This is a genomic window from Streptacidiphilus alkalitolerans (assembly GCF_042511045.1).
Lineage (GTDB): Bacteria > Actinomycetota > Actinomycetes > Streptomycetales > Streptomycetaceae > Streptacidiphilus > Streptacidiphilus alkalitolerans.
In genome coordinates this window covers 164,210-188,581 of record NZ_JBHEZX010000007.1, presented here as the reverse complement: position 1 = coordinate 188,581, position 24,372 = coordinate 164,210, and the positions used below count along the sequence as shown (strand labels likewise).

23 protein-coding genes are annotated in these 24,372 nt (G+C 70.4%); 10 read left to right on the top strand and 13 right to left on the bottom strand.

Annotated elements, in window-relative coordinates; genetic code table 11:
- Positions 1 to 3 precede the first annotated feature (3 nt).
- From ACEZDG_RS18190 to ACEZDG_RS18180, 3 genes are all read left to right on the top strand, one after another.
- Positions 4 to 1,506, top strand: a complete 1,503-nt coding sequence (locus tag ACEZDG_RS18190; protein WP_380510357.1) for an FAD-dependent monooxygenase — start codon at positions 4 to 6, stop codon at positions 1,504 to 1,506.
- Entirely contained in the window at positions 1,503 to 2,408 is a 906-nt protein-coding gene (locus ACEZDG_RS18185) for an alpha/beta hydrolase (protein ID WP_380510355.1), read from the top strand. The genes ACEZDG_RS18190 and ACEZDG_RS18185 overlap by 4 nt, the downstream gene beginning before the upstream one ends.
- Positions 2,409 to 2,478: 70 nt before the next feature.
- Positions 2,479 to 3,225, top strand: a complete 747-nt coding sequence (locus tag ACEZDG_RS18180) for a DUF427 domain-containing protein (protein WP_380510352.1) — start codon at positions 2,479 to 2,481, stop codon at positions 3,223 to 3,225.
- A gap of 74 nt (positions 3,226 to 3,299) precedes the next feature.
- Here the strand turns inward: ACEZDG_RS18180 and ACEZDG_RS18175 are convergent, their stop codons facing one another.
- The 3 genes from ACEZDG_RS18175 to ACEZDG_RS18165 all read right to left on the bottom strand — a co-directional run bounded on the left by ACEZDG_RS18175 (position 3,300) and on the right by ACEZDG_RS18165 (position 5,916).
- Positions 3,300 to 3,506: an acyl-CoA carboxylase epsilon subunit gene (locus ACEZDG_RS18175; protein ID WP_380510349.1), complete on the bottom strand. Its 207-nt coding sequence runs from the start codon at positions 3,504 to 3,506 to the stop codon at positions 3,300 to 3,302.
- A gap of 20 nt (positions 3,507 to 3,526) precedes the next feature.
- Complete coding sequence (locus ACEZDG_RS18170) at positions 3,527 to 5,047, bottom strand: acyl-CoA carboxylase subunit beta (RefSeq protein WP_380510973.1); 1,521 nt, start codon at positions 5,045 to 5,047, stop codon at positions 3,527 to 3,529.
- A gap of 101 nt (positions 5,048 to 5,148) precedes the next feature.
- A complete protein-coding gene (locus tag ACEZDG_RS18165; protein ID WP_380510346.1) occupies positions 5,149 to 5,916 on the bottom strand; it encodes an SDR family oxidoreductase in 768 nt (255 codons plus the stop codon).
- A 187-nt stretch (positions 5,917 to 6,103) separates the two neighbouring features.
- Here ACEZDG_RS18165 and ACEZDG_RS18160 point away from each other — a divergent pair, with 187 nt between their 5' ends.
- From ACEZDG_RS18160 to ACEZDG_RS18150, 3 genes are read left to right on the top strand one after another with little or no spacing between them, the layout of a single operon-like run.
- A complete protein-coding gene (locus tag ACEZDG_RS18160) occupies positions 6,104 to 6,475 on the top strand; it encodes a hypothetical protein (protein WP_380510343.1) in 372 nt (123 codons plus the stop codon).
- Positions 6,472 to 7,560 carry a questin oxidase family protein gene (locus ACEZDG_RS18155; RefSeq protein ID WP_380510340.1) on the top strand — a complete coding sequence of 363 codons (1,089 nt, stop codon included), beginning with the start codon at positions 6,472 to 6,474 and terminating at the stop codon, positions 7,558 to 7,560. The genes ACEZDG_RS18160 and ACEZDG_RS18155 overlap by 4 nt, the downstream gene beginning before the upstream one ends.
- Before the next feature lie 36 nt (positions 7,561 to 7,596).
- Positions 7,597 to 8,688 (top strand): FAD-dependent oxidoreductase, encoded by a 1,092-nt coding sequence (locus ACEZDG_RS18150; protein WP_380510337.1) that lies wholly within the window; start codon positions 7,597 to 7,599, stop codon positions 8,686 to 8,688.
- A 69-nt stretch (positions 8,689 to 8,757) separates the two neighbouring features.
- Here the strand turns inward: ACEZDG_RS18150 and ACEZDG_RS18145 are convergent, their stop codons facing one another.
- Positions 8,758 to 10,671 carry a multicopper oxidase family protein gene (locus tag ACEZDG_RS18145; protein WP_380510334.1) on the bottom strand — a complete coding sequence of 638 codons (1,914 nt, stop codon included), beginning with the start codon at positions 10,669 to 10,671 and terminating at the stop codon, positions 8,758 to 8,760.
- 650 nt (positions 10,672 to 11,321) lie between these two features.
- Complete coding sequence (locus ACEZDG_RS18140; RefSeq protein ID WP_380510331.1) at positions 11,322 to 11,759, bottom strand: winged helix-turn-helix transcriptional regulator; 438 nt, start codon at positions 11,757 to 11,759, stop codon at positions 11,322 to 11,324.
- Between the two features lie 615 nt (positions 11,760 to 12,374).
- Here ACEZDG_RS18140 and ACEZDG_RS18135 point away from each other — a divergent pair.
- Positions 12,375 to 13,103: a response regulator transcription factor gene (locus ACEZDG_RS18135; RefSeq protein ID WP_380510328.1), complete on the top strand. Its 729-nt coding sequence runs from the start codon at positions 12,375 to 12,377 to the stop codon at positions 13,101 to 13,103.
- 18 nt (positions 13,104 to 13,121) lie between these two features.
- Here the strand turns inward: ACEZDG_RS18135 and ACEZDG_RS18130 are convergent, their stop codons facing one another.
- The 3 genes from ACEZDG_RS18130 to ACEZDG_RS18120 all read right to left on the bottom strand — a co-directional run bounded on the left by ACEZDG_RS18130 (position 13,122) and on the right by ACEZDG_RS18120 (position 15,066).
- Positions 13,122 to 13,694, bottom strand: a complete 573-nt coding sequence (locus tag ACEZDG_RS18130) for a DinB family protein (RefSeq protein ID WP_380510325.1) — start codon at positions 13,692 to 13,694, stop codon at positions 13,122 to 13,124.
- Positions 13,695 to 13,758: 64 nt separating this feature from the next.
- Positions 13,759 to 14,145 carry a DoxX family protein gene (locus ACEZDG_RS18125; RefSeq protein ID WP_380510322.1) on the bottom strand — a complete coding sequence of 129 codons (387 nt, stop codon included), beginning with the start codon at positions 14,143 to 14,145 and terminating at the stop codon, positions 13,759 to 13,761.
- A 39-nt stretch (positions 14,146 to 14,184) separates the two neighbouring features.
- Positions 14,185 to 15,066, bottom strand: coding sequence for a sigma-70 family RNA polymerase sigma factor (locus ACEZDG_RS18120; RefSeq protein WP_380510319.1), 882 nt, complete (start codon positions 15,064 to 15,066; stop codon positions 14,185 to 14,187).
- Positions 15,067 to 15,234: 168 nt separating this feature from the next.
- Between ACEZDG_RS18120 and ACEZDG_RS18115 the strand changes: the two genes are divergently transcribed.
- The 3 genes from ACEZDG_RS18115 (at position 15,235) to ACEZDG_RS18105 (ending at position 17,354) form a co-directional block, all read left to right on the top strand.
- On the top strand, positions 15,235 to 16,167 hold the full coding sequence (locus ACEZDG_RS18115) for a LysM peptidoglycan-binding domain-containing protein (RefSeq protein ID WP_380510316.1): 933 nt from the start codon (positions 15,235 to 15,237) through the stop codon (positions 16,165 to 16,167).
- Positions 16,168 to 16,294: 127 nt separating this feature from the next.
- Positions 16,295 to 16,513: a hypothetical protein gene (locus ACEZDG_RS18110; RefSeq protein WP_380510314.1), complete on the top strand. Its 219-nt coding sequence runs from the start codon at positions 16,295 to 16,297 to the stop codon at positions 16,511 to 16,513.
- Positions 16,514 to 16,586: 73 nt separating this feature from the next.
- Complete coding sequence (locus tag ACEZDG_RS18105; protein ID WP_380510311.1) at positions 16,587 to 17,354, top strand: inositol monophosphatase family protein; 768 nt, start codon at positions 16,587 to 16,589, stop codon at positions 17,352 to 17,354.
- An 87-nt stretch (positions 17,355 to 17,441) separates the two neighbouring features.
- On the opposite strand, the gene ACEZDG_RS18100 is transcribed toward ACEZDG_RS18105, so the two are convergent.
- From ACEZDG_RS18100 to ACEZDG_RS18080, 5 genes are all read right to left on the bottom strand, one after another.
- On the bottom strand, positions 17,442 to 18,989 hold the full coding sequence (locus ACEZDG_RS18100) for an NCS1 family nucleobase:cation symporter-1 (RefSeq protein WP_380510308.1): 1,548 nt from the start codon (positions 18,987 to 18,989) through the stop codon (positions 17,442 to 17,444).
- A gap of 122 nt (positions 18,990 to 19,111) precedes the next feature.
- The gene (locus ACEZDG_RS18095) at positions 19,112 to 20,122 is read right to left on the bottom strand and encodes a TIGR03842 family LLM class F420-dependent oxidoreductase (protein WP_380510305.1); all 1,011 of its coding nucleotides are present in this window, start codon (positions 20,120 to 20,122) and stop codon (positions 19,112 to 19,114) included.
- 47 nt (positions 20,123 to 20,169) lie between these two features.
- Positions 20,170 to 21,579, bottom strand: a complete 1,410-nt coding sequence (gene hydA / locus ACEZDG_RS18090; RefSeq protein ID WP_380510302.1) for a dihydropyrimidinase — start codon at positions 21,577 to 21,579, stop codon at positions 20,170 to 20,172.
- Positions 21,576 to 23,003, bottom strand: a complete 1,428-nt coding sequence (locus tag ACEZDG_RS18085) for an aspartate aminotransferase family protein (protein ID WP_380510299.1) — start codon at positions 23,001 to 23,003, stop codon at positions 21,576 to 21,578. Before ACEZDG_RS18085 ends, hydA begins: the two co-directional genes overlap by 4 nt.
- A 48-nt stretch (positions 23,004 to 23,051) precedes the next feature.
- Entirely contained in the window at positions 23,052 to 23,939 is an 888-nt protein-coding gene (locus ACEZDG_RS18080) for a nitrilase-related carbon-nitrogen hydrolase (RefSeq protein ID WP_380510296.1), read from the bottom strand.
- Between the last annotated feature and the right edge of the window lie 433 nt (positions 23,940 to 24,372).

Here is a 24,372-nt window from a genome sequence, read left to right as displayed (position 1 = left end):
CAGATGGACACGGACGTCATCATTGTCGGCGCCGGGCCGACCGGGCTGATGCTCGCGGGCGAGCTGCGCCTGGGCGGAGTACGGGTCGTCGTGACCGAGCGGCTGGCCGAGCCCACCGGGCAGTCCCGGGGCCTGGGCTTCACCGCCCGTGCCATGGAGATCTTCGACCAGCGCGGGCTGCTGCCGCGCTTCGGCGCCCTGGAGAAGAGCCCGCTGGGCCACTTCGGCGGGGTCCAGTTCGACTACACGGTGCTGGAGGACTCGCACTTCGGCGCCCGCGGCGTCCCGCAGTCGCAGACCGAGGCGGTGCTCGAGGAGTGGTCCGTCGAGCTGGGCGCTGACCTGCGCCGGGGCTGGGAGCTGCAGGCCCTGGCCGACGGCGAGGACGGCGTGCTGGCCACCCTGGACACCCCCGACGGGGTCCAACAGCTGCGCGCCGCCTACCTGGTGGGCTGCGACGGCGGCCACAGCACGGTCCGCAGGGCGGCCGGGTTCGACTTCCCCGGCACCCCGGCCACCCGGGACATGTACCTGGCCGACGTGGTCGGCTGCGGGCTGCGTCCCCGGTTCCTCGGCGAGCGGCTGCCCAACGGCATGGTGATGGCGGCCCCGCTCAAGGAGAACGTGGACCGGATCATCGTCTGCGAGCACGGCACCCCGGCCGGCGACCGCGCCGAGGCGCCGGACTTCGAGGAGGTCGCCGACGCCTGGCAGCGGATCACCGGAGAGTCCATCCACGGCGGCGGCGCGGACTGGGTCAGCTCCTTCAGCGACGCCACCCGGCAGGCGAGCGAGTACCGCCGCGGCCATGTGCTGCTGGCCGGGGACGCGGCCCACATCCACCTCCCGGCCGGCGGCCAGGGGCTCAGCACCGGCGTGCAGGACGCCGCCAACCTCGGTTGGAAGCTCGCCGCCGCGGTCCAGGGCTGGGCGCCCGCCGGACTGCTGGACAGCTACCACAGCGAGCGGCACGCGGTGGGGGCCCGGCTGCTGATGAACACCCGGGCCCAGGGCACGGTGTTCCTGGGCGGCGAGGAGTCCGACCCGCTGCGGCAGCTGCTGACCGAGCTGCTGGCCTACGACGACGTCAAGCGGCACCTCTCCGGCATCGTCAGCGGTCTGGACATCCGCTACGAGGTCGGCGACCCGGAGCACGCGCTGTCCGGCCGCCGGATCCCGCCGCGCGGGCTGCGGACCGCGCTCGGGCCGACCAGCACCACCGAGCTGCTGCACAGCGGCCAGGGCGTGCTGCTGGTGCTGGACCAGGACGGGCCGGCCGGCACCGCCGGCGGACTCTCCGCCGCCGCGGAGAGCTGGAAGGGCCGGGTCGCCGTCACCGTGGCCGCGCCGGAGGACCCGGGGGCCTTCGGCGGCGCCGCCGCGCTGCTGGTCCGCCCGGACGGCTACGTGGCCTGGGTCGGCGACCGCCCGGACGACCCGGCCGGGCTCGACGACGCGCTGCACCGCTGGTTCGGCGCGCCGGCCGGCCTGGAGCCCACCCCGTGAACACCCGGGTCGCGGCGGCGGATCCGGCCCTGTCCCCCGGAGTGCGGCGGATCACCCTGGACGGGGCGGGCGTCCGGCTGTCCGCCCTGCTCTGCGAACCGCCGGGGACGGGTCCTGAGGCCCCGCCGCGGGCGACCGTGGTCGCCCTGCACGGCGCCGGCATGAACGCCGGCTACTTCGACGGCCAGGCCGCCCCGGACATCTCCCTGCTCGCGCTGGGGGCCAAGCTCGGGTTCACGGTCCTGGCCGTCGACCGCCCCGGCTACGGGCGCTCCGCGGCGCAACTGGCCGAGGGGCAGTCACTGGCCGAGCAGGCGGTCACCCTGGCCGCGGCACTGCGGGACTTCGGCGCCCGGTTCCCGACCGGGGCCGGGCTGTTCCTGCTGGCGCACTCCTTCGGCGGCAAGCTCGCGCTGCTCACCGCCGCGAACCAGGACCGGCCCGAGCTGCTCGGCCTGGACATCTCCGGCTGCGGGCACCGCTACGCGCCCGGCGCCCACGCCGACAGCAACAGCCAACGGGAGTGGAAGCGGAGCTGGGGGCCGCTGCGGCTCTATCCGCCGGACACCTTCCGCTCCAGCGGCGGCATCGTCGCCCCCACCCCGGCCCGGGAGCGGCGGGACATCCTGCGCTGGCCGGCCATGTTCAGCGCCGCGGCGGACCGGGTCCGGGTACCGGTCCGGTTCACCTTCGCCGAGCACGAATCATGGTGGTGCGACGACCGGGACGCCCTCGCCGAACTGGCGTCGCACCTGACATCCTCGCCCCGGGTGCTGATGGAGCGCCAGCCGGGGGCCGGACACAACATCAGCCTGGGCCTGGCGGCCCGTTCCTACCATCTGAGCTGCCTGGGATTCTTCGAGGACTGCCTGCTGCGGCTCGCCGTCGCGGTTCCGTCTTGAAATCAAGCGGCCCTCGCTGCAATCCTGGTGACGTCTATTCAGATCAATTCTCCCAAGAAGACAGGCACATATGACGACCAACCGAGGACTGATCCGCACCGAGCCCAGCGCCAAGCGGGTCAGGGTATATCTGGGCGGGCGTCCGGTGGCCGACAGCAGCAATCCCCTGTTGGTGTGGGAATCACCGCACTACCCGACCTACTACTTCCCGGCCGCCGACGTCGACCGGGAACTGCTGACCGCCGACGACGGAGTCGCGCACTCCCCCAGCCGCGGGGACGCGCAGAAGTTCACCGTCAAGGCCGGACCGGCCGAGGCGGCCGGCGCGGCGCTGCTCTACGAGGAGTCGCCGATCGAGGAGTTGCGCGGCCACTTCCGCTTCGACTGGGAGGCCATGGACGCCTGGTTCGAGGAGGACGAGGAGATCTTCGTCCACGTCCGCGACCCGCACACCCGGATCGACGTGCTGCCCAGCTCCCGCCATGTGCGGATCGAGGTGGACGGGGTGACCGTCGCCGAGTCCCGCAACGCCCGCCTGCTGTTCGAGACCGGGCTGCCCACCCGCTACTACCTGCCCAAGACCCATGTCCGGATGGACCTGCTGGAGCGGACCGACACGGTCACCCGCTGCCCCTACAAGGGCACCGCGGAGTACTGGTCGATCCGGGTCGGCGACACCGTGCACAAGGACCTGGTCTGGTCGTACCGGACGCCGCTGCCGGAGTCCCAGAAGGTGGCCGGACTGGTCGCCTTCTACAAGGTGGACATCTACGTCGACGGCGTGCTGCAGGTGGAGCCGCCGCGCCGCCCGCGCTGACCCGTCGACAGAGCGCCGCCCTGGTCCGGGGGTTCGGACCAGGGCGGCGCCGGCGTGTGGGGCCTCGCCGCCGCTCAGTACTTCCAGCTGCGGGCCCCGGTGAAGCCGGGCGCCCGCCAGCCGGCCGCGCTGGCGGCGGGCTCCGGGGGCGCCGACCCCCCGGAGGCCGCACGGCCGAGCAGCAGCACCGCGATGGCGGCCAGCTCGTGCCCGTCCACGCTGCCCTTCTCGATCCGCAGCACGGCCTCGGGAACGTCCTGCTCCACTGTGGTCACGGTCATCGTGAGCTCCTTCGCTTCGGCTACTGCGGTGGGTTGCCGTGCTTGCGCACCGGCAGGTCGGCGTGTTTGTTGCGGAGCATGGCCAGGCCCCGGACCAGGACGTTGCGGGTCTCGGCGGGGTCGATGACGTCGTCCACCAGGCCGCGCTCGGCGGCGTAGTAGGGATGCATCAGCTCCGCCTTGTACTCGGCGACCATCTGTGCCCGCTTCGCCTCGGGGTCGTCAGCGGCGGCGATCTGCTTGCGGAAGATGACGTTGGCCGCGCCCTCAGCGCCCATCACCGCGATCTCGTTGGTGGGCCAGGCGTAGGTCAGGTCGGCGCCCACGGACTGCGAGTCCATCACGATGTACGCGCCGCCGTAGGCCTTGCGCAGGATCACCGAGATGCGCGGCACGGTGGCGTTGCAGTAGGCGTAGAGCAGCTTGGCGCCGTGCCGGATGATGCCGCCGTGCTCCTGGTCCACGCCGGGCAGGAAGCCCGGTACGTCCAGCAGGGTGACCAGCGGGATGTTGAAGGCGTCGCACATCTGGATGAAGCGCGCGGCCTTCTCCGAGGCCTTGATGTCGAGCACCCCGGCCAGGGACATCGGCTGGTTGGCGACCACCCCGACCACCTCGCCGTCCAGCCTGGCCAGGGCACAGATGATGTTGGTCGCCCAGCGCTCGTGGATCTCCAGGTACTCGCCGTCGTCGACGATCTCCTCGATCACCCTGCGCATGTCGTACGGGCGGTTGCCGTCCGGGGAGACGATGTCGGCCAGCCCCTCGCAGCGCCGGCCCGGCGGGTACTCGGCGGTCGCCGTCGGCGGGTTCTCCCGGTTGTTCTGCGGCAGCATGGCGAGCAGGTAGCGGACCTCCTCCAGGCAGCTCTCCTCGTCGTCGAAGGCCATGTGGCAGACGCCGGAGGTCTCCGCGTGCACATCGGCGCCGCCCAGTCCGTTCTGGGTGATCACCTCGCCGGTCACCGCCTGGACCACGTCAGGACCGGTGATGAACATCTGCGAGGTGCTGCGAACCATCAGCACGAAGTCGGTGAGCGCCGGGGAGTAGGCCGCCCCGCCCGCGCACGGGCCCAGCATCACGCTGATCTGCGGGATCACCCCGGAGGCCCGGGTGTTGCGCAGGAAGATGCCGCCGTAGCCGGCCAGCGCGGTGACGCCCTCCTGGATCCGGGCGCCCGCACCGTCGTTCAGCGACACCAGCGGCGCGCCGGCGGCCAGGGCATGGTCCATGATCTTGCGGATCTTCTGCGCGTGGGCCTCACCCAGGGCGCCCCCGAAGATCCGGAAGTCATGGGCGTAGACGAACACGGTCCGGCCGTGGACGGTGCCCCAGCCGGTGATCACCCCGTCGGTGTGCGGCTTCTTCTGCTCCAGGCCGAAGCCGCTGGCCCGGTGCCGCCGCAGGGCCTCCAGCTCATTGAAGGAGCCCTCGTCCAGCAGCAGGTCGATCCGCTCACGGGCGGTCAGCTTGCCCTTGGCGCGCTGCCGTTCGGTGGCCCCGGGATCGCCCTCGCGGACGGCGCGGCGCAGCTCGAGCAGCTCGGTCACGCCGACCGGCGGCGCATGCGGACGGTCGTGCTCGGCGGTGTCCAATTTCTGGTTTCCCCTCTCGCGTGGTCTCGCACGGCCGGCCTCGGGGCCTAGCCGCCGAGCATCGTTCCGCCGCTGGCGTCGATGACGCTGCCGGTGATCCAGCGGGCGTCGTCGGAGGCCAGGAAGGCCACCACATCGGCGATGTCGGCCGGCTCGGCGAGCCGGCCGAAGGCGGCCAGGTTCGACAGGGCCTCCCTGATCTGCGGGACCAGCAGGGAGGGATGGCCGGTGTCGGTGATCCCGGGCGACACGGTGTTGACGGTGATCCGGCGCGGTCCCAGATAGCGGGCGAAGTGCAGGCCGATCATCTCCAGCGCGGCCTTGCTCATCGCGTACGCCACTTCCTGCGGGTTCGCGAACCGGGTGAGGCCGGACGAGATGTTGATGATCCGTCCGCCGTCCCGGAGCAGCGGCAGGGCCCGCTGGGTCAGGAAGAACGGCGCCCTCGCGTTCACCGCCATCAGGCGGTCGAACAGTTCGGGCGTGGTGCCCTCCAGTGCCGTACCGCTGGTGATGATCGCGGCGTTGTTCACCAGGATGTCGAGCCCGACGTCCTCGGCGAGCTCCTCCAGGCCGGCCCTGAGCCCTTCCAGCAGGGTGTCGACGTCACCGGGGACGCCGAACTCGGCCCGTACTTGAAACGCCCGGCCGCCGTCGGCGATGATGCTCTTGACGGTGTGTTCGGCCGCCTCCTCGTTCCTTGCGTAGTGCACCGCGACCAGAACGCCTTCACGTCCCAGCCGCTCGGCTATTGCGCGTCCGATTCCTCGGCTCGATCCTGTGACGAGTGCGGTCCTGTTTATCGGTCTGCTCATCTCAGCACCCCCATTCATAGTGATGTGTTTCCGTGGGACTGTTCAAGACCGGCCGATTCAGGCCCTGGTCATGTCCCGTAAGATTCCACTGCCCTCTGCAGGCGAATGTCACGGCTGTGTCAGATCCCGGTCAATTCGGCGAAAGTGTGCTTTCCGGCGGGAGTTGGCTGCGGCTAGCGTCGGAGCCATGGAACAAGAAATTGTCTCTGCGCCCACTGCGCCCCTCGGCAATTGGTCGGCCACGGTGGCCTTCGCCGACAAGTCGAACGAAGCACAGCTCGACTTCGAGGACAACGGAACGGTCCGCCTCTCCAGCCCGGTGAGCACGGGGGAGGGCACCTGGACGCAGACCGGGGACTCCCGGTTCAGCTACCGGTTGAAGGAGGTCTTCAACAGCATCCCCGGCCTGCCCGGCTGGGTGGACATCGAGCAGGACGCGGTCCTCACCGGCGAGACGTTCACCAGCTCCGGGGACTCCAACATCTGGGACGTCAGCGGCAACCCGCTGGCCACCGTCACCGCCCATGTCTCGGCCAGGCGAGAGGGCGCCCCGGAATGACCAAGGTCAGCTACGAGGACGCGGTCAACGACGCGCTCGAGCGCCTGGACGATCTGGGATACGAACGCGGCGCGCAGGGCGACCTGGCCAACCACGGCCCGATGGGCGCCGAGACCCTGGCCGTGCTCGGCCACGGCGACAAGGTCGCCGGCTGGGTCGAGGGCTACCGCAAGGTCATGCCGCACCATGAGCCGCCCGCCCCCCGGTTCGCCCTGGACGCCGCTGACGAGTCGTCATGGCGGCCCGCCCTGGGCGCGTTCGACCGGGCCGGGGACTGGGAGCAGCTCTTCCGCCGGGAACTGGCCGAGGCGCCCTGGCGGACCGTGCTGGCCCGCTGGTGGCCGCGCCTGCTGCCGGGGCTCTTCGCAGGGCTGACCCACGGACCCATCCGCACCGCCCACGCGGTCCGCAGCATCGCCGCCGCACCGAAGCCCACTCCGCTGCAACTGACGGAGCTGGCAAGGGCGCTGGCGTACTGGGCGGCCCGGTACACCCAGCTTCCCGGCAAGCCCCAGCTGACCGGCTCCTACGATGTGGCCGCCGCGGTGGCCGCACTCCCCCGGCTGCGCGGCGAGGTGCCGGTGACTCCCCCGGTCGCCAGGAAGCGGCTGGAGCAGCTCGACCGGATGCCGGGGTACTTCACCGCCCTGGACTCACTGGCGCCGGACCAGGCGCAGTGGCTGCTCAGCGAGATGACCGCGGAGTTCGCCGGCGTCTACCTGGCCCACGACGAGATCTTCGCGGTGCCGATGATCCACGCCGTCACCGCGCCCGCCGCGGTCCGCCTGGTCCTGCCGCATCTTCCGCTCGAACTGCACGAGCCCTCCATCGCGGCGCTGTGGCACGTGCACACCGCCTTCCTGCTGGCCTTCACCAGGGACCGCAGGGGCGAGCAGGAGGCCGTCCAGCGTGCGACCGAGAGCGACCTGCCCTCGTTCGACGAGCTCAGCGCACGCGCCGTGGAGCACGGCGACGAGCACGTCATCAAGTTCACCGAGGCGTGCCTGCGCGAGCACACGCTTCGTCCGGACCGCCGCTTCCCGGCGGCCGCGCTGGCTGCCCAGCAGCGCATCGATGCAAGGTAATTCGGCTTCGGCCGTGCTGAACTTCCTGGAGGAAGAGTGAATTCGACTGTTGTCGTCGTCGGCGGCGGGTACGGAGGCGCCACCGTCGCCAAGGCTCTGGACGACGTGGCCGAGGTGATCCTGGTGGAGAAGCGAGACGCCTTCGTGCACAACGTCGCGTCGCTGCGGGCCGTCGGCGACCCGGCCTGGGCCGACCGCATGTTCCTGCCGTACGAGGGCCTGCTGGCCCGCGGACGGGTGGTCCGCGGCCACGCCGAGCTGGTGGAGCCGGGCGTGGTCACCCTCGCCTCAGGCGAACGCGTCGAGGCGGACTTCGTGGTCCTGGCCACCGGTTCCGACTACCCCTTCCCGGCCAAGGTCGGGGACCTCGACACGGCCGGCGCCAAGGCCCGGCTGACCGAGACCCGGGCGGCCCTGGACGCGGCGGACTCGGTGCTGCTGCTGGGCGCCGGCCCGGTGGGGCTCGAGTTCGCGGGCGAGATCAGGGCCGCCTGGCCGGACAAGAAGATCACCATCGTGGACCCGTTCGAGGAGATCCTCAGCACCATGCCCGCGGAGATGGGCGCCGAGGCCAAGCGCCAGCTGGCCGAGCTGGGGGTCGAACTCCTGCTGGGCACGTCCCTGCTGGAGCCGCCGGTGTCCGAGGCCGGACAGGTCAAGCCCTTCACCGTGGCCCTGACCTCGGGCGCCGAGGTGTCGGCCGACATCTGGTTCCGCTGCTACGGGGCCGCGCCGGTCACCGACTACCTGGCCGGCGGCTCGCTGGCCGGCAACCGGCTGCCCTCCGGTCTGGTCGACGTCGGCGACACCCTGCAACTGGTGGGCCAGGAGCGGGTGTTCGCGCTCGGTGACATCACCGGCATCGACGAGCCCAAGAAGGCCAAGGCCGCCGAGGACCACGCCCAACTGATCGCGGCCAACATCCGCACCCTGATCGAGGGCGGCACCGAGCTGGCGACCTACCAGGTCGGCGGCCCGATGATGGCCCTGTCGATCGGCCCGACCGGCGGCGTGGGCTACACCCCGGCGCACGGCCTGCTCGGTGCGGAGATGACCGCCCGGGCCAAGAGCGCCGACCTGCGCACCACGTTCTACGAGGAGCTCTTCGGCGTGACCCACCTGGACTGACACCGTCCTCCTGCTCCCCGGTGCGCCGGGACCCGTGACCCCGGGTCCCGGCGCTTCGGTCTGTCCGGGCTACATCTTCATGCCGGGCATCGTCGTGTTGCCCCCGCCGCCCGAGCGCATGTGGAACATGGCCACCTCGGGCGGGTGCACCACGAACGGCCGCATCATGCCGTCGTCCTCGTGGTCCAGGATGTGGCAGTGGTAGACGAATTCACCGGTCCCGCCGTCGAACTTGCCCGCGACCTGGACCCACTCGCCCCGGTTCACCAGGACCGTGTCCTTCCAGCCCTGCTCCCACTGCTGCAGCGGGACGTTGGTGAACCCGGAGATCGGGGCCGTGGTCCTGGCCGTGGGGATGTCGAAGGTCGTGGTGAAGCTCCGGCGGGAGAGCGCCTGGAACCGGGTCAGGTGGACGTGCATCGGGTGCGCCGGTCCGATCGGCGCCACCTGGATGAAGTTCCACACCGCCCAGCGGTTGTGGTTGATGTAGACCTGGACCGTGTCGTCGAACAGCTCGGCCGTCCGGCGGAAGGTCCGGGTGGCGCCGGTGCCGGGGTCGGTGATCTGGATGACCCCCTCGCCCCCGGGGTCGGTGTCCACCTCCTCCAGGTCCCACATGGCCGGGTGGCCCTCGGTGTTCATCACCAGTCCGACCCACACGTTGTCGTGGTCCGCCGGCAGCGTGCCGCCCTCCGCGACCCGGACGTAGGACGAGGAGATGGTCGAGGGCAGCGCGTAGGTGTCGCCGCGGTCGCGGTTCTCCACCCGGAACTGGATCAGGTCCGGCTCGGTGGTCCCGGGCGCGGTCCTGGCGTCGGTGAACCGGACGTTCAGCCCCTGCAGCGCCCGGAAGTCGATCAGCAGGTCGAACCGCTCGGCCGGGGCGACGATCAGCCCGCCGGCCGGCACCGGCGCCGGGGTCGGCAGCAGGCCGCCGTCGGTGCCGATCAGGTGGATCGCGGCATTGTGGTTCACCCCGGCGTCGTCCACCAGGTTGAGCGTGTAGATCCGCGCGTTGCACGCGTTGACCAGCCTGAAGCGGTACCACCGGGTCTGGACGTCCAGGTGCGGCCAGATGCCCCCGTTGACGGCGTTGAAGGGCCCTGAGAAGCCGGCCGGGACGTTGTTGGCCCCGTACGGCACGGTGGGCACCTTGAACAGCAGCTGACCGGTCAGCGCCCCGGTGGCGGGCACCGTGTCGAGGTTCCGGTCGCTGAGGATCAGCGGTATCTCCCGGGCGCCGGTGGGCAGTCCGAGCGCGGTCTCCTCGGCGTCGCGGATGAGGTACATGCCCATCAGCCCGGCGTGGAAGTTGAACCGGGTGATCGCCATCGCGTGGTCGTGGTAGAAGAGCGTCGTCGAGGGCTGCTGGTTCTGGTACTGGACCAGCTGGCTGGAGTTCTGCAGTCCGCCGTTGTGCGGCCAGCCGTCGTTGCCGGCGTTGTTGTTCGCCCCGTGCAGGTGGACCGCCGTCCACGCCGGGAGGTCGGCCACCCCGTCGATGATCGTGTGGTTCGGCAGCAGCGCGCCGGTGGCGTCCTTGTAACCGGGGCTGCTGGTCGGCGCGGCGGTGACCGGCGCCTCCACCGCAACCAGCGGCATGGTGCCGTCGACGGCGTTGGTCCAGCTGATCCGCACCTGCGAGCCGCTGGCGATGTCGATGGTCGGCCCCGGGAACTGCCCGTTGTAGGCCCAGACGTCGGTCAGCGGCAGCTGCGAGTGCAGCCGCACCTGGGTGTCGACCGCGTTGATCGGGAGCACGGTCGACCCATTCGTCGGCTTGATCACCGGCGGTATTCGCAGCGGGTCGAGAAACTTCGTCAGGCCCCAATTCGGCCCGACCGGTGCGGTGCGCGGTTTGACCGACGCGGCCAGGACCTCCGTCGTCGTGTCCGCGGCCGTTCCGGAATCCGCCGCCGCCGCCTTCATGGCGGCGGCTCCCGTGCCCAGGGCCAGTGCCCCGAAGAAGGCACCGGCCGTCACTCTGCGGCGGGTGAGGCCGCGCCCCTGCGCGGGCCCGGGTTCCTGCTCTTGTTCCAGCTCTTGCTCTTCATGGCCCTGCTCCGGCATTTACCTGACTCCCCGTAATAAATAACTCTGGCCTACGGTCGGCGCGGGAGCAGAGTGGCATGGAGCCGTGACGGCGCACAAGCTCCTTCCTGGACCCCGGAATTGCTTCTTCCGCAGCCTCCCGGGCGGCGCAGGGGAGCGCGCCCGAGCGTCATCGAATTGGCAAACGATCAATAATGAGCCAGCCTCAGCATAAGTCCAGAATGCCGCTTCTGCGGCTCTCCGCTTCGCCGTCGGCGGCGATTGCTGCCCTTTGCACGAATTCCAGGAAGGCGCTGGTCAGCACGCGCTTTCAGAAACACTTCGGCGAACGGCGGGACGAGTTCGTCAGGTCGCCCGCCCGAGGCTGTTCATCGGGCCGGACATCCGCCCGGAAGGGGCCTGCGGAGACGCGCGGGCATCCCGTCCGCGGCTGGCGGGCGGTATGCGGCACGGAGAATATGCAGTTCCTCTGACCTTGGTTTCACACAGTCCTGACCAAGATCTACCAGACGACTGCGGATTGTTCGGGGGGATTTGAGTCGATTGAACGGAATGGACCCCGGCCACGGCGGCCGGCCCGGCTACCGGGCCGGCGTGGGCATGCTTCCGGACACCGCGGGCTGGACGTCACCGCGGCCGTCGAACTCGGCCTGCGCGTCGCTGACCGCGTCGACGTACTGCTCGCACCAGGCGCGGACCGCCCGCAGCGGCACCAGCAGGGTCCGCCCCAGCGGGGTGAGCGAGTAGACCACGCGCGGCGGGGTGTTGGTGTAGACGGTCCGGACCACCAGGCCGTCGCGCTCGAGGGTGCGCAGCGTCTGCGCCAGCATCTTGCGGCTGACGCCGCCGACCGACCGCTGCAGCTCGGAGAACCGGGCATCCCCGTCACCCAGCATGTTGACCACCAGGGTCACCCACTTGTCACCCACCGTGTGAAGTAGGACACGCGGCTCGCAGCCCGCCCGGAACGGGTCGACGGAAGAATCCTCAGGTGAGGCGATGTCGGTGATGGTAACCATGCCCCCAGCCTACCCATGATGGTCACAACTAATAACCTTGTTACCAGAGGAGACCAAGTCTAGTCTAGAGTCGTACTGCACAGGGCCGGCCGGAGGCGGCAGGCCCCAGGGTCCGTCCGACAGGGGAGAGTGATGCGTGAGACACGAGAGCTCTCGCGTACGGCTGCGGCTGCGAGCCCGACCGCACCGGGACGCCCGCTGAGGCAGCCCCGGGACGCCGTCCCCGCGCTCTCCGACACCACGCCCCCACCCGCCGGGTCCACCGATGCCGCTGGGTTCCCGGCCCCACCGACGCAACCCGCCGGCCCGACGCAGCCCGTCGGCCCGATCGTTTTCGGCGAACACCCGTATGGTTACGACAAGCGCGGGGCTTCATTCACGCCCCCCTTATTCGTACCGAGTAGGATATTTCGCAAGGCGTAGTGTGGCACGCAATCGACGGGGGTCGATCATCATTGTTACATCTATATTGCCGATGTCGCCCATCGCTATTCGGCGAACACTCCATCCAATAGGCTCGGACGGTTCGCTGTCGGCGAAACCCTGGAGGCGTTTGGATGCCGGCTGGCTCAGCCCGGGCCCGGTTAGCATGGGAACAGTGCAAGGGGGAGCGCAATGATGGTCAAACATTCAACCGAGACGGCGCACAGTCCGAGACGGTCGGATTTTGCAACGAATTCGATGGCGGCCCGCCGGGTACTGGTGGTCGAGAACAGCGCCAAAGACATGGAAGCCTTGACCCGGGGCCTGCAGCGGAATGGCCACACCGTCGACAATGCGAGCACCAGCAGCGAGGCGCTCGACGCGTACAGAAACTCCGACATGGTCCTGCTTGATCTGGAACTGCCCGATTTGGACGGTCTGGAACTCTGTCGGATCATCCGGGCGGATTGCGACATTCCGATCATTGCCGTCACCGCCCGCGGGTCCGAATTGGACCGGGTTCTTGGCTTTCAAGCCGGAGTGGACGACTATGTCGTCAAACCGTACGGATTCCGCGAGCTGCTGGCCAGGATGGAAGCGGTCATGCGCCGCGCAAGGCCGCAATCGACACCTTTTCGGGGTATCTCGCACGGACTGCTCACCATTGACCCGAATTCCCGTCAGGTGGAATTAGGTGGACAGCGCATCGATCTGACCCGCAAGGAGTTCGACCTGCTGCTGCTCCTGGCCTCCCGCCCGGACACCGTGGTTCCGCGCCAGCAGATCATGCACGAGGTCTGGGGCGACTCCTGGTCCCAGCGCACCGTCGACACCCATGTGAGCAGCCTCCGCAGCAAGCTCGGCTGCAGCGCCTGGATCACCACCGTCCGCGGCGTGGGCTTCCGGATCGGCCACGCATGACCAGGCCGGCGCCGACCGCTACTGGCCGATCCGGCCGTCGATCCGCTCACGCAGGAAGTCCGCGTGCCCGTTGTGCCGGGCGTACTCCTCGATCATGTGCACCAGGACCTCCCGGAGTTGGATCGACTCCTGGCCCATCGCGCCGGTGACGCCGACGTCGGACGCCTCGGCCACGAACCGCTCCGCGAACGCGACTTCCGCCCGCCACGTGGCCCAGGCCTCCGCGACGACGTCCGGATCGGGCACGGCACCGTTGAAGTCACCGTCCCGGTCGCCGCCCGAGCGGTAGTGCACCCGCACGTCCTGCCCAGCCATCACCTGCCGGAACCACTTCTGCTCCACCCCTGCCATGTGGCGCACCAGCCCCAGCAGGGACAGATTCGACGGCTCCACCGAACGACGGGCCAGGGCAGTCGGATCAAGACCGGAGCACTTCAGCTCGAGCGTCAGCCGCTGGTCGCGCAGGTACCCGACGAGGACGGCCCGTTCACCCGCGAACCCGCCGTCGGTTCGCGGGTCCTCCTCGGGGCTGACGAACATGTTCGACCACCCGAAGCGCCGCCCGGGCTCTGCGCCGATGCTCTCCGACATGCCAAGAAGCATCGGCGATCAGCGCCCCGTCCGCCACCGGATTCGCGCCGCGGCGGGCCGGCCGTCAGGTGGTGATGGGCGCTGGTCCGAAGCGGCCGACCGCGACGAAGGCGGCCAGGGCGAGGTAGGCCAGGTCCATGAGCGCGTAGCGGAGTTCGTGGCGGCGGAGGCGCACGGTCACGGCGCCGGCCATCACCAGGGCCAGGCCGAGGGCGGCGAACGGCACCAGGATCGGCGCGATGCGGAGCAGGGCGGGCAGCACCAGGCCGACAGCGCCCAGGACCTCCGCCGCTCCGATCGCCCTCAGCGCGCCGGGGCTGAAGTCCAGCGCCCAAGCCGCGGCGGGCGTCATCCCGGCCAGCTTCTCCCGCGTCCCGAACACCTTGCCGAAGCCGGAGAGCAGGAAGAGGGCGGTCAGGAATCCGGCGACGATCCACAGTGCGGTGTTCATCAGATCTCCCTCGGCGGGTGCTACTCCGGACGTACCGTGCTACTCCGGACGTACCGGCAGGTTCATGGACGCGAGGCGCCGCGGGTCGCTCACGGACAGCACCTCGACGATCCGGCCGTCGACCACGGTGCACGCCATCACACCCAGCAGCCTGCCGTTGGCGCCCCACACCACGACCCCGGCATCCCCGTTGACCAGGGCCGGACGCGCGGTGACCGCGGCCCGGGCCCCGCGCTGGGCCCGCTCGGCCACCTCGGCCGCCCCGACCCTGACGAGCACACCACGCGCGGTGTAGGAGCGCCAGGCCACGTCCGGGTCCAGCACCCGCAGCAGCCCCTCGAAGTCCCCGCTCCGGGCCGCCGCGAGGAACGCGTCGACCACCGCGCGCTGCTCCTTCCGCCCGTCGGTCGGACGTTGGGTGTCCTGCACCTTCCGACGGGCCCGGCTGGCCAGCATCTTGGTGGCGTCCGCGGACCTGCCGATGATCGGGCCGATGTCCGCGAACGGCACCGCGAACATGTCGTGCAGCACGAACGCCAGCCGCTCGGTGGGGCGCAGGGTCTCGAGCACCACCAGCAGCGCCAGCCCGACCGACTCGGCGAGCAGCGCGTCGTCCTCGGGCGCGCCGCCGCCCTCCTCGGTGACCACCAGCTCGGGCAGCCGGTCCTCGTACGACACCTCGGGCCGGACCCTGCGCGAACGCAGCACGTCGATGCAGACCCGGCCCACCACCGTGGTCAGCCAACCGGCCAGGTTGTCGACCGCGCCCGGCTCCTGACGCGCCAACCGCAGCCAGGCCTCCTGCACCGCGTCCTCGGCGTCCGCCCGCGAACCCAGCATCCGGTGGGCCACCGCCACCAGGCGGCCCCGCTGCTGCTCGAAGGCCTCCGCCACTGCCCTGTCCGGGCCCGATCCGGTCACGTCGTCGCCTTCCCCGAAGTCCCCGAGCACATGTCGTCACGGCTATGACGGGCCCGGACGGGCCGAGGTAACCGACGGACCACGATACGCACGGACACTGAGGCTTTCATACGTCATCCTGGGGGCGCACACTGCCACCCGACGACGTCATTCCGGAGACCACCACTCGTGTCCACGCCAGCTCCGCGCCAGGCCCGCCGCCCCAGCAAGCCGACCCCGTGCCGGGGAGCGGCAACCACCGCGGTCTGCACCGCGGCCGCCCTGGTCTCCGCCCTGGTCTCCGTCCTGCTCGGCGGCACCGCGCAGGCCGCCACCAGCGCCGTGCTGACCTATACCGTCAAGGCCGGTGACACCCTGTCGGGCATCGCCGCCCGCGAGCACGTGCCGGGCGGGTGGAGCGCGCTGGCGAAGAGGAACCACATCGGCTCCCCCTATGTGATCCGCCCCGGCGAGAAGCTCGTGCTGCCGGCCGGCTCCTACGCCGCCAAGCCGCCCGCCTCGCCCTTCCCGGTGGCGGTCGCCCTCGGCAGGGCCACCCAGGTGATCACCGTGAAGGCCAGTGGCACCACGGCCACGGTGACCGCCTGGCAGAAGAGCGGCACCAAGTGGGCCGCGAAGTACACCACCAAGGCCGCCAGGATCGGCGCCAAGGGCCTGGTCAACGGTGCCACGCGCAAGCAGGGGACGTACACCACCCCCACCGGGAGCTACACCGTCACCCAGGGCTTCGGCCTCGGCGCCGACCCCGGCACCAGGATGCCGTACCACCGGGTCACCAGCGTCGACTGGTGGGTCGAGGACCCCACCTCCGCCTACTACAACCAGATGCGCACCTCCGTGCAGGGCGGATTCCACCTCACCGAGGCCGGCGACGACGGCAGCGAACACCTCGTCAACCACCCGGTCCAGTACCACAACGTCCTGGTCATCAACTACAACACCAAGCCCGTGGTGAAGGGCCGCGGCGCCGGGATCTTCCTGCACGACCTCGGCACCACCTCCGCCCCCACCGCGGGCTGCGTGGCCCTGCCCGCGAGCGTGATGACCCAGATCATGAAGTGGATCGACCCCGCCCAGCACCCGGTCATCGCCATCGGCTGACCTCCGCCCGAGCTGGCCACACATCCCATGCAGGGTTCAGCCCCCTCTCATGGCCCCCACATGCGCGTCGCCCACGGTAGTGACACAAGCCCCGGACGGGGCCGCAACCAGGACCACGGAGGCAGCCATGAGCACCAGCGCCGACACCGAGAACACCGTCACCTGGTCGGTCGACGGCAAGCGTCGCACCGCACCACTGCGGATCGTCCACCGCGACAGCGCCGCCCAGCCGCGCCCCGACGACCTCCCCACGTCCACGCCGACCCCCGCCACCCTGCACCCCCTCCCCACCAGGCTCCCGACCCGACCCCAGCCCCGCACGGACGCGCCCCGCCAGGCGGCGTAGCGGTCCGGTCGCCTATGCTCCCCTCGGTATGACGTCGATTGATGATCTTTCCCTGGTCCAGCAGCTGGCGGACGTGGCCGACGGCATCTCCATGGGGTACTTCTCCGCTGGTGGCGTGGCGACGCAGGCGAAGCCGGACGGCAGTCCCGTTACGGAGGCCGACCGGGAGGTCGAGCAGGCGCTGCGCGTTCGGCTCGCGGTTGCTCGTCCGCAGGACTCCTTCATCGGCGAGGAGTCCGGCAACCACGGAACCGCTGCGCGTCGATGGGTCATCGATCCCATCGACGGGACCGCCAACTTCGCCGCGGGCCGGTCCGAGTGGAGTTCGCTCATCGCGGTCGAGGCGGACGGTGAGGTCGTCACCGGAATGATCACCGCACCGGCCCTGGAGCGCCGCTGGTGGGCGTCCCGCGCCGCCGGAGCCTGGACCAGCACCTGCCGTGCGGGAGTTCTGGGAGCGCGTCAGACGCTGGAGGTCAGCCGGACCAATGCGCTCGACGAAGCCACGGCGGTGATGTGGCCCGTGGCCGCGCACGTCCCCGCGCGACGTCTGGCCGGCGCCACCGAGCTGATCGGTCGCTGTGCCGACGGTGGACCACTGTCGAACTGGAGCGGCGTATGCCAGGGAGCGATGCTGGTCGCCACCGGCGAGGTGGACGTCTTCCTGCACCTCGCTGCCGGTCCTTGGGACATCGCTGCGGCAGTGCCGATCGTGGAGGAGGCCGGTGGCAGGTTCAGCGACCTGCACGGAGGCCGCAGTATCACCTCGGGTGCGGCCGTGTTCACCAACGGCCTCCTCCACGAGGACGTCCTCGCCCAGCTTGGACACCACGGGCACTGAAGCGCCGCAGAACAGCCCCTGGGCGCGCTGCTGCCGCCCCGACGGCGAGGCGGGGCGGCAGCGGTAGGAGGGCCGGCTGACGGTGGGTCAGCGACGGGGGCGGGCGGTGAGGCTGAGGGCGGCGTAGAGGAGGAAGGAGGAGGCCAGGCCGACGGCCCAGCCGTAGTCGGCCAGGGGCTTCAGGAAGGGGACCATCCCGTGCACCGGGAAGGGGCCCTGCTTGACCCCCTGGGCGTCCAGCGCGGAGTAGGAGCCGCCGATGGCGAGCAGGCCGCCGACGGCGAAGGACAGCACCGCGCGCAGGTTCCAGCCGCCGGTGTACCAGTACCGGCCGCCGGGCTTGTAGAGCTCGTCGAGGTGGAGTTCGGTGCGGCGGATGAACCAGTAGTCGGCGATCAGGATGCCGGCCACGGTGCCGAGCAGGCCGCCGACGACGCCGAGCCAGGTGAAGATGTAGACGTGCGGGTTGGCGATCAGCTTCCACGGCATGATCACGATCCCGACCACGCCGGTGATCAGCGCCCCGGTCCGGAAGCTGATGAACCGCGGGAGCAGGTTGGACAGGTCGTAGGCGGGCGAGACGACATTGGCCGCGATGTTCACCGACAGGGTCGCCACCATCACGATGAACAGCGCGAACAGCGCGCCGACCACATTGCTCATCTTCGCCGTCAACGCGATCGGGTCCCAGATCGGCTCGCCGTAGACCGCCTGCGAGCCGGAGGTCACCAGCACCGACAGCACCGCGAACAGGGTCATCGTGGTCGGCAGGCCCAGCGCCTGGCCGCGCAGTTGGGCCCGCTGGCTGCCGCCGAAGCGGGTGAAGTCCGGGATGTTCAGCGACAGGGTGGCCCAGAAGCCGATCATGCCCATCAGCGACGGGAAGAAGACCTTCCAGAAGCCGCTCCCCCAGCCCAGCGCCGAGGGCTGGTCCAGCAGCGGGCCGAAGCCGCCCGCCTTGGACGCCATGAATCCCAGCAGTGCCAGCGCACCCGCGATGACCAGCGGCGCGGCCCAGTTCTCGAACTTGCGCAGGGTCTCCATGCCGCGGGTGATCACCAGCACCTCGATCAGCCAGAACACCAGGAACGCCAGCCACTGCGTCCAGGCGGTGCCCTGGATCTTGCTCGCGTTCAGCCAGCTGTCGCCGAAGAGCTTCCCGGCCAGCAGGAAGATCCCCTCGCCGCCGATCCAGGTCTGGATGCCGAACCAGGCACAGGCCACCGCCGCACGCACCATCGCCGGGAGGTTGGCGCCGCGCAGGCCGAAGGAGGCGCGGGCGAAGACCGGGAACGGGATGCCGTACTTGGTGCCCGCGTGGCCGGTCAGCAGCATCGGGATCAGCACGATCACATTCGCCAGCGCGATGGTGAGCACCGCCTGCTTCCAGTCCATCCCCAGCGCGACCAGCCCTGAGGCCAGCGTCCAGGACGGGATGCAGTGGGCCATGCCGACCCACAGGGCCAGGTAGTTGTAGGTGGTCCAGTTCCTCCGCTCGATGGCGACCGGGGCCAGGTCGGCGTTGGAGAAGCGTGGATCGTCCAGGACGGCGGCCTCCGCGAGGGCGACTCGGCCGTCCGGATAGCTGTGCTGCGCGGTGGAGGGTTCGGATATGGAGGAGCTGGCGGAGGACATCGGGACCACCTCGGTTCGCGGGTCTCGCGTGGGTACGGGACGGACCCGGCGGCGCGGCATCACGCCGCCGGGAGCTGGTGCGAAGTGCGGAGGTACGTGGCAGAAGCCGAGCGGGGAGGGCTTCAGCCGAAGCGGGGGACGATCTCGGCGCCGTAGGCGTCGATGGTGCTCTCGACCGCGTCGTGCATCGCGTACACGGCGAACTGGTCGACGCCGAGGGCGCGCAGCTGCTCCAGCCGCTCGCGGTGCACCGACGGCGGGCCGATCAGGCAGAAGCGGTCGACGATCTCGTCGGGGACGAAGGCGGTGTCGGGGTTTCCGGCCCGGCCGTGGTGGCTGTAGTCGTATCCCTGGCGTTCCTTGATGTAGTCGGTCAGCGCCTCCGGCACCAGGTCGGAGTGCTCGCCGTAGCGTCCGACCAGGTCGGCGACATGGTTGCCGACCATCCCGCCGAACCAGCGGCACTGCTCGCGGGCGTGCGCCAGCCCTTCCGCGCTGCCGTCGGTGACATAGGCCGGGGCGGCGACGCAGATGGTGATCGCGTCGGGGTCGCGTCCGGCCTGCTCGGCGGCGGTGCGGACGGCCTTGACCATCCACTCGGTCAGGAAGGGGTCGGCCAACTGCAGGATGAAGCCGTCCGCCTGACGCCCGGTCAGCTCCAGTGCCTTGGGACCGTAGGCGCCCATCCAGACCGGGAGGGCGCCGTTCTTCACCCAGGACAGCCGCATCGCGGTGCCGTCGACCTCGGCCTCCCGCCCCTCGGCGAGTTCCTTGATGGCGTGCATGGCCTCGCCGAGCCGGGCCAGGGTGGCCGGCTTGCGTCCGGCGACCCGCATCGCGGAGTCGCCGCGGCCGATGCCGCAGACGGTGCGGTTGCCGTGCATGTCGTTGAGGGTGGCGAAGAGGGAGGCGGTGACCTCCCAGGTGCGGGTGGACGGGTTGGTGACCATCGGACCGACCGTCAGCCGCTCGGTCTCGGCGAGGATCTGGCTGTAGACGACGAAGGGCTCCTGCCAGAGCACCACGGAGTCGAAGGTCCATCCGTGGGTGAAGCCCGCGCCCTCGGCGCGCTTCATCCGGTCGATGAGCAGCCGGGCCGGCGGGTCGGTCTGCAGCACGAGGCCGAAGTCCATCTGCGCTCCTTTCCTGGAAAAATGACGAACGTTCAGATCAAGCTGCGTCAGATCAAGTACTGGCTGGTGCCGCGCGGCAGGAACGCGCCGTGGCCGGCCCGGCCGAGGTACTCGCCCTCGTGGACGACCGCGCTGCCGCGGGACAGGACGGTCCGGGCCCGCCCGGTGATCTGCTTGCCCTCGTACGCGGAGTAGTCGACGTTCATGTGGTGGGTGGCGGCGGACATCGTGTACCGCTCGTGCGGGTCGAAGATCACCACGTCGGCGTCGGCGCCGGGGGCGATGGTGCCCTTGCGCGGGTAGAGGCCGAACATCCGGGCCGGGGTGGCGCAGGCGAGCTCGATCCAGCGGCGGCGGCTGATGTGGCCGTCCAGGACGGCCTGGTGCAGCAGGTCCATCCGGTTCTCGACCCCGGGCATCCCGTTGGGGATCTTGGAGAAGTCGCCGCGGCCGAGTTCCTTCTGCCCGCTGAAGCAGAACGGGCAGTGGTCGGTGGAGACCACGGACAGGTCGTTGGTGCGCAGCCCGCGCCACAGCGCGGCCTGGTGCTCGCGCGGGCGCAGCGGCGTGCTGCACACGTACTTGGCGCCTTCGAAATCAGGTTCGGCGAGGTTGTCGGTGGAGAGGTACAGGTACTGCGGACAGGTCTCGCCGAAGACGTTCAGCCCCAGGTCGCGGGCACCCGCGATCTCGGCGACGGCCTGCTCCGCGGAGACGTGGACGATGTAGAGGGGCGTGCCGCCGGCCACCCGGGCGAGCTGGATGGCCCGGTGGGTGGCCTCGGCCTCCAGCAGTTCGCGGCGGACCTCGCCGTGGTAGCGGGGGTCGGTGCGGCCCGCCGCCAGCGCCTGTTCCACCAGTACGTCGATGGCGATGCCGTTCTCGGCGTGCATCATGATCAGGCCGCCGTTGCTCCCGGCCCGCTGCATGGCGCGCAGGATCCGGCCGTCGTCGCTGTAGAAGACGCCGGGGTAGGCCATGAACAGCTTGAAGGAGGTCACCCCCTCCTCGATCAGCAGGTCCATCTCCTTGAGGCTGGACTCGGTGACGTCCGACATGATCATGTGCAGGCCGTAGTCGATGGCGCAGTTGCCCTCGGCCTTGGCGTGCCAGGCGTCCAGGCCGTCCCGCAGGCTGCCGCCCACCGACTGGATCGCGAAGTCGACGATGGTGGTGGTGCCGCCCCAGGCGGCGGCGCGGGTGCCGGTCTCGAAGGTGTCGGCGGCGTAGGTGCCGCCGAACGGCATCTCCATATGGGTGTGGGCGTCGACGCCGCCGGGGACGACATAGCGCCCGGTGGCGTCGTACTCGGTCTCGGCGGTCCAGGCCTGGGCGGCGGAGCTGCCGGTCGCGGCCAGGGCGACGATCCGCTCGCCCTCGATCAGGACGTCGGCGTGCACCTCCTCCGCGGCGGTGACGACGAGGCCGTTGCGGATGACGGTACGGGGAAGTGTCATACGGGATCGCGCTCCTGGCTCCGGTCAGCGGTGCTCCGGTCGGTCGTGCTCGGATCAGTGGTGCTCGGATCAGTGGTGGCCCGGTCGGTGGATTCGGCCTGCGCCCGGCGCAGCGCCTCGATCAGCAGCTCGGCGCCCTCGGCCGCCTCCTCCGCGGTGAGCGACAGCGGCGGCGCGATCCGCAGGACGTTGCCGGCCAGGCCGCCCTTGCCGATCAGCAGGCCGAGTTCCCGGGCGTGCTCCAGCGTGGACGCCGCGGCGGCGGCCGAGGGCTCGCCGCTGCTGTCGACCAGCTCGACGCCGATCATCAGCCCGCGTCCGCGCACCTCGCGCACCATCGGCAGGTCGGCGGCCCGCAGCAGACCGCTGAGCAGCGCGCCGATCCTGCGGGAGTTGCCCTGCAGGTCGTGGTCGAGCAGGTGGCGCAGATTGGCCAGGGCACCGGCCGTGGTGACCGGGCTGCCGCCGAAGGTGGAGATGGAGTTGGCGCCGAGGCAGTCCATCACCTCGGCGCGGGCCACCACTCCGCCCATGGACAGGCCGTTGCCGATGCCCTTGGCGAAGGTCAGGATGTCCGGCGGACCGGCCTCGGCGTGGGCCTGCCAGCCCCAGAAGTGGTCGCCGGTGCGGCCCCAGCCGGTCTGCACCTCGTCGCTGATCCAGAGGATGCCGTGCCGGTCGAGCACCCGCTTGAAGGCGGCGAACAGTCCGTCAGGACCGCTGGTGAATCCGCCGACGCCCTGGATCGGCTCGGCGATCAGCGCGGCGACGTTCCCGCCGACCTGGCCCAACAGGTCCTCCAGGTCGGCGGTGCAGGCGGCGATGAACTCGGCGTCGGACAGCTCCGCGAACGGGCCCCGGGTGCGGACCCCGCCGTGGACGTAGAGGGTCTGCAGCGGGGAGAGGCTGGTGGGCGACCAGGAGCTGTTGCCGGTGATGCCGATGGTGGTGAACGAGCGCCCGTGGTAGCTGTTGCGCATCGCCAGCACCTGGTTGGACCGGCGGTAGCTGGTGGCGAGCAGCAGGGCGGCGTCATTGGCCTCGGTGCCGGAGGTGGTGAAGAAGACCTTGGCGTCGGGGATGCCGGACAGCTCGGCGATCTGCTCGGCCAGCTCGACCATGGAGCTGGAGAGGTAGAGCGTGGAGCTGTGCAGGATGCGGGACGCCTGCTCGGCCACGGCCTTGGTGACCTCGGGCAGCGCGTGGGCGGTCATGGTGGTCAGGATGCCGCCGAAGAAGTCCAGGTAGCGGCGGCCCTGCGAGTCCCAGACGTGGCGCCCCTCGCCGTGGGTCAGCTCGATCGGCTCGGCGTAGTAGACGGCCAGCCAGGACGGGGTGACCGCCCGGTGACGGTGGATCAGCTCGGACGGGTTGCTCGGCTCGGACGGCCCGGACGGGTTGCTCGGCTCGGACGGGTTGCTCATGTGCGGCTCATTCCCCTCGTAGCTCCTGTCTCCGCTTACTACCCCGGCTCAGGCCTCGGTGAGCGGGCCGTAGGCGTCCGGACGGCGGTCGCGGTAGAACGCCCACTGGTGGCGTACCTCCTCGATCAGGCCCAGGTCCAGATCCCGGACCACCAGCTCCTCCTCCTTGTCGGAGGCGGGCTCGCCGACGAACCGGCCGCGCGGGTCCACGAAGTAGCTGGTGCCGTAGAAGTCGTTGTCGCCGTACTCCTCGACCCCGACCCGGTTGATCGCGGCGACGAAGTACTCGTTGGCGACGGCGGCGGCCGGCTGCTCCAGCTGCCAGAGGTAGGCGGAGAGGCCGCGGCTGGTGGCGGAGGGGTTGTAGACGATCTGCGCGCCGGCCAGGCCCAGTGCCCGCCAGCCCTCGGGGAAGTGCCGGTCGTAGCAGATGTAGACGCCGACCCGGCCGACCGCGGTGTCGAAGACCGGCCAGCCCAGGTTGCCCGGCTTGAAGTAGAACTTCTCCCAGAAGCCCTTGACCTGCGGAATGTGGTGCTTGCGGTACTTGCCCAGGTAGCTGCCGTCGGCGTCGATCACGGCGGCGGTGTTGTAGTACACGCCGGGCTGCTCGACCTCGTACACCGGGACGACGATGACCATGCCCAGCTCGGCGGCGAGGGCCCGCATCCGGGTGACGGTGGGCCCGTCCGGGACGGCCTCGGCCCAGCGGTAGTGCTCCTCCTCCTGCACCTGGCAGAAGTAGGGGGCGTTGAACACCTCCTGGAAGCCGATGATCTTCGCTCCCTGCGCGGCGGCCTCGCGGGCGTACTGCTCATGCAGGTCGATCATGGAGGCGCTGTCGCCGGTCCACTTGGTCTGGACGAGGGCGGCGCGGACCACCTGGGTCGGCTCGGCGGAGCTGTTGAGTTCGGCGGAGTTGGCGGGTTGAGACATGACACACCCTCACCTTCTACTGTCGGCAGAGCAGTGGCTCCCGCTTCTGTCTACGTGCGTAGAACCTAGGACCACCAGCGGCGGGCTGACAATACGTCGGTCGTAACACGGCGAAGACGTTCATGTTTCCCGCCCGTGCCCGGGCAGGTCGGAGCCGCGCGGGCCCCCATGGGCAGCCGTTTCGAGAATAGGCGCTCGGCACACTCCGATCACGTCAACGCGCGGCCCCGGAACAGCCCGGCCTCTCGGGATCGGGACCCCTCCGGCGGATCTTCGAGGCAGAATGAACCCGGAAACCCACCGGGCCCGGAACCAGCACGGGCGGAAAGGCCATCCGCACGGATGGGGGTCCCGGTCCGACGCGCCCCCCGTTCGAACCAGCCGTTCGAACCCGCCGTCCGAAACGTCCGTCCGAGGAGGACACACCATGCCG

Excerpts from the sequence above, each read along its gene's own strand:
- ACEZDG_RS18190 (WP_380510357.1), top strand. The coding sequence starts at position 4 with ATGGACACGGACGTCATCATTGTCGGCGCCGGGCCGACCGGGCTGATG.
- ACEZDG_RS18180 (WP_380510352.1), top strand. The coding sequence starts at position 2,479 with ATGACGACCAACCGAGGACTGATCCGCACCGAGCCCAGCGCCAAGCGG.
- ACEZDG_RS18175 (WP_380510349.1), bottom strand. The coding sequence starts at position 3,506 with ATGACCGTGACCACAGTGGAGCAGGACGTTCCCGAGGCCGTGCTGCGG.
- ACEZDG_RS18165 (WP_380510346.1), bottom strand. The coding sequence starts at position 5,916 with ATGAGCAGACCGATAAACAGGACCGCACTCGTCACAGGATCGAGCCGA.
- ACEZDG_RS18160 (WP_380510343.1), top strand. The coding sequence starts at position 6,104 with ATGGAACAAGAAATTGTCTCTGCGCCCACTGCGCCCCTCGGCAATTGG.
- ACEZDG_RS18155 (WP_380510340.1), top strand. The coding sequence starts at position 6,472 with ATGACCAAGGTCAGCTACGAGGACGCGGTCAACGACGCGCTCGAGCGC.
- ACEZDG_RS18140 (WP_380510331.1), bottom strand. The coding sequence starts at position 11,759 with ATGGTTACCATCACCGACATCGCCTCACCTGAGGATTCTTCCGTCGAC.
- ACEZDG_RS18135 (WP_380510328.1), top strand. The coding sequence starts at position 12,375 with ATGATGGTCAAACATTCAACCGAGACGGCGCACAGTCCGAGACGGTCG.
- ACEZDG_RS18130 (WP_380510325.1), bottom strand. The coding sequence starts at position 13,694 with ATGTCGGAGAGCATCGGCGCAGAGCCCGGGCGGCGCTTCGGGTGGTCG.
- ACEZDG_RS18125 (WP_380510322.1), bottom strand. The coding sequence starts at position 14,145 with ATGAACACCGCACTGTGGATCGTCGCCGGATTCCTGACCGCCCTCTTC.
- ACEZDG_RS18110 (WP_380510314.1), top strand. The coding sequence starts at position 16,295 with ATGAGCACCAGCGCCGACACCGAGAACACCGTCACCTGGTCGGTCGAC.
- ACEZDG_RS18100 (WP_380510308.1), bottom strand. The coding sequence starts at position 18,989 with ATGTCCTCCGCCAGCTCCTCCATATCCGAACCCTCCACCGCGCAGCAC.
- ACEZDG_RS18095 (WP_380510305.1), bottom strand. The coding sequence starts at position 20,122 with ATGGACTTCGGCCTCGTGCTGCAGACCGACCCGCCGGCCCGGCTGCTC.
- hydA (WP_380510302.1), bottom strand. The coding sequence starts at position 21,579 with ATGACACTTCCCCGTACCGTCATCCGCAACGGCCTCGTCGTCACCGCC.
- ACEZDG_RS18085 (WP_380510299.1), bottom strand. The coding sequence starts at position 23,003 with ATGAGCAACCCGTCCGAGCCGAGCAACCCGTCCGGGCCGTCCGAGCCG.
- ACEZDG_RS18080 (WP_380510296.1), bottom strand. The coding sequence starts at position 23,939 with ATGTCTCAACCCGCCAACTCCGCCGAACTCAACAGCTCCGCCGAGCCG.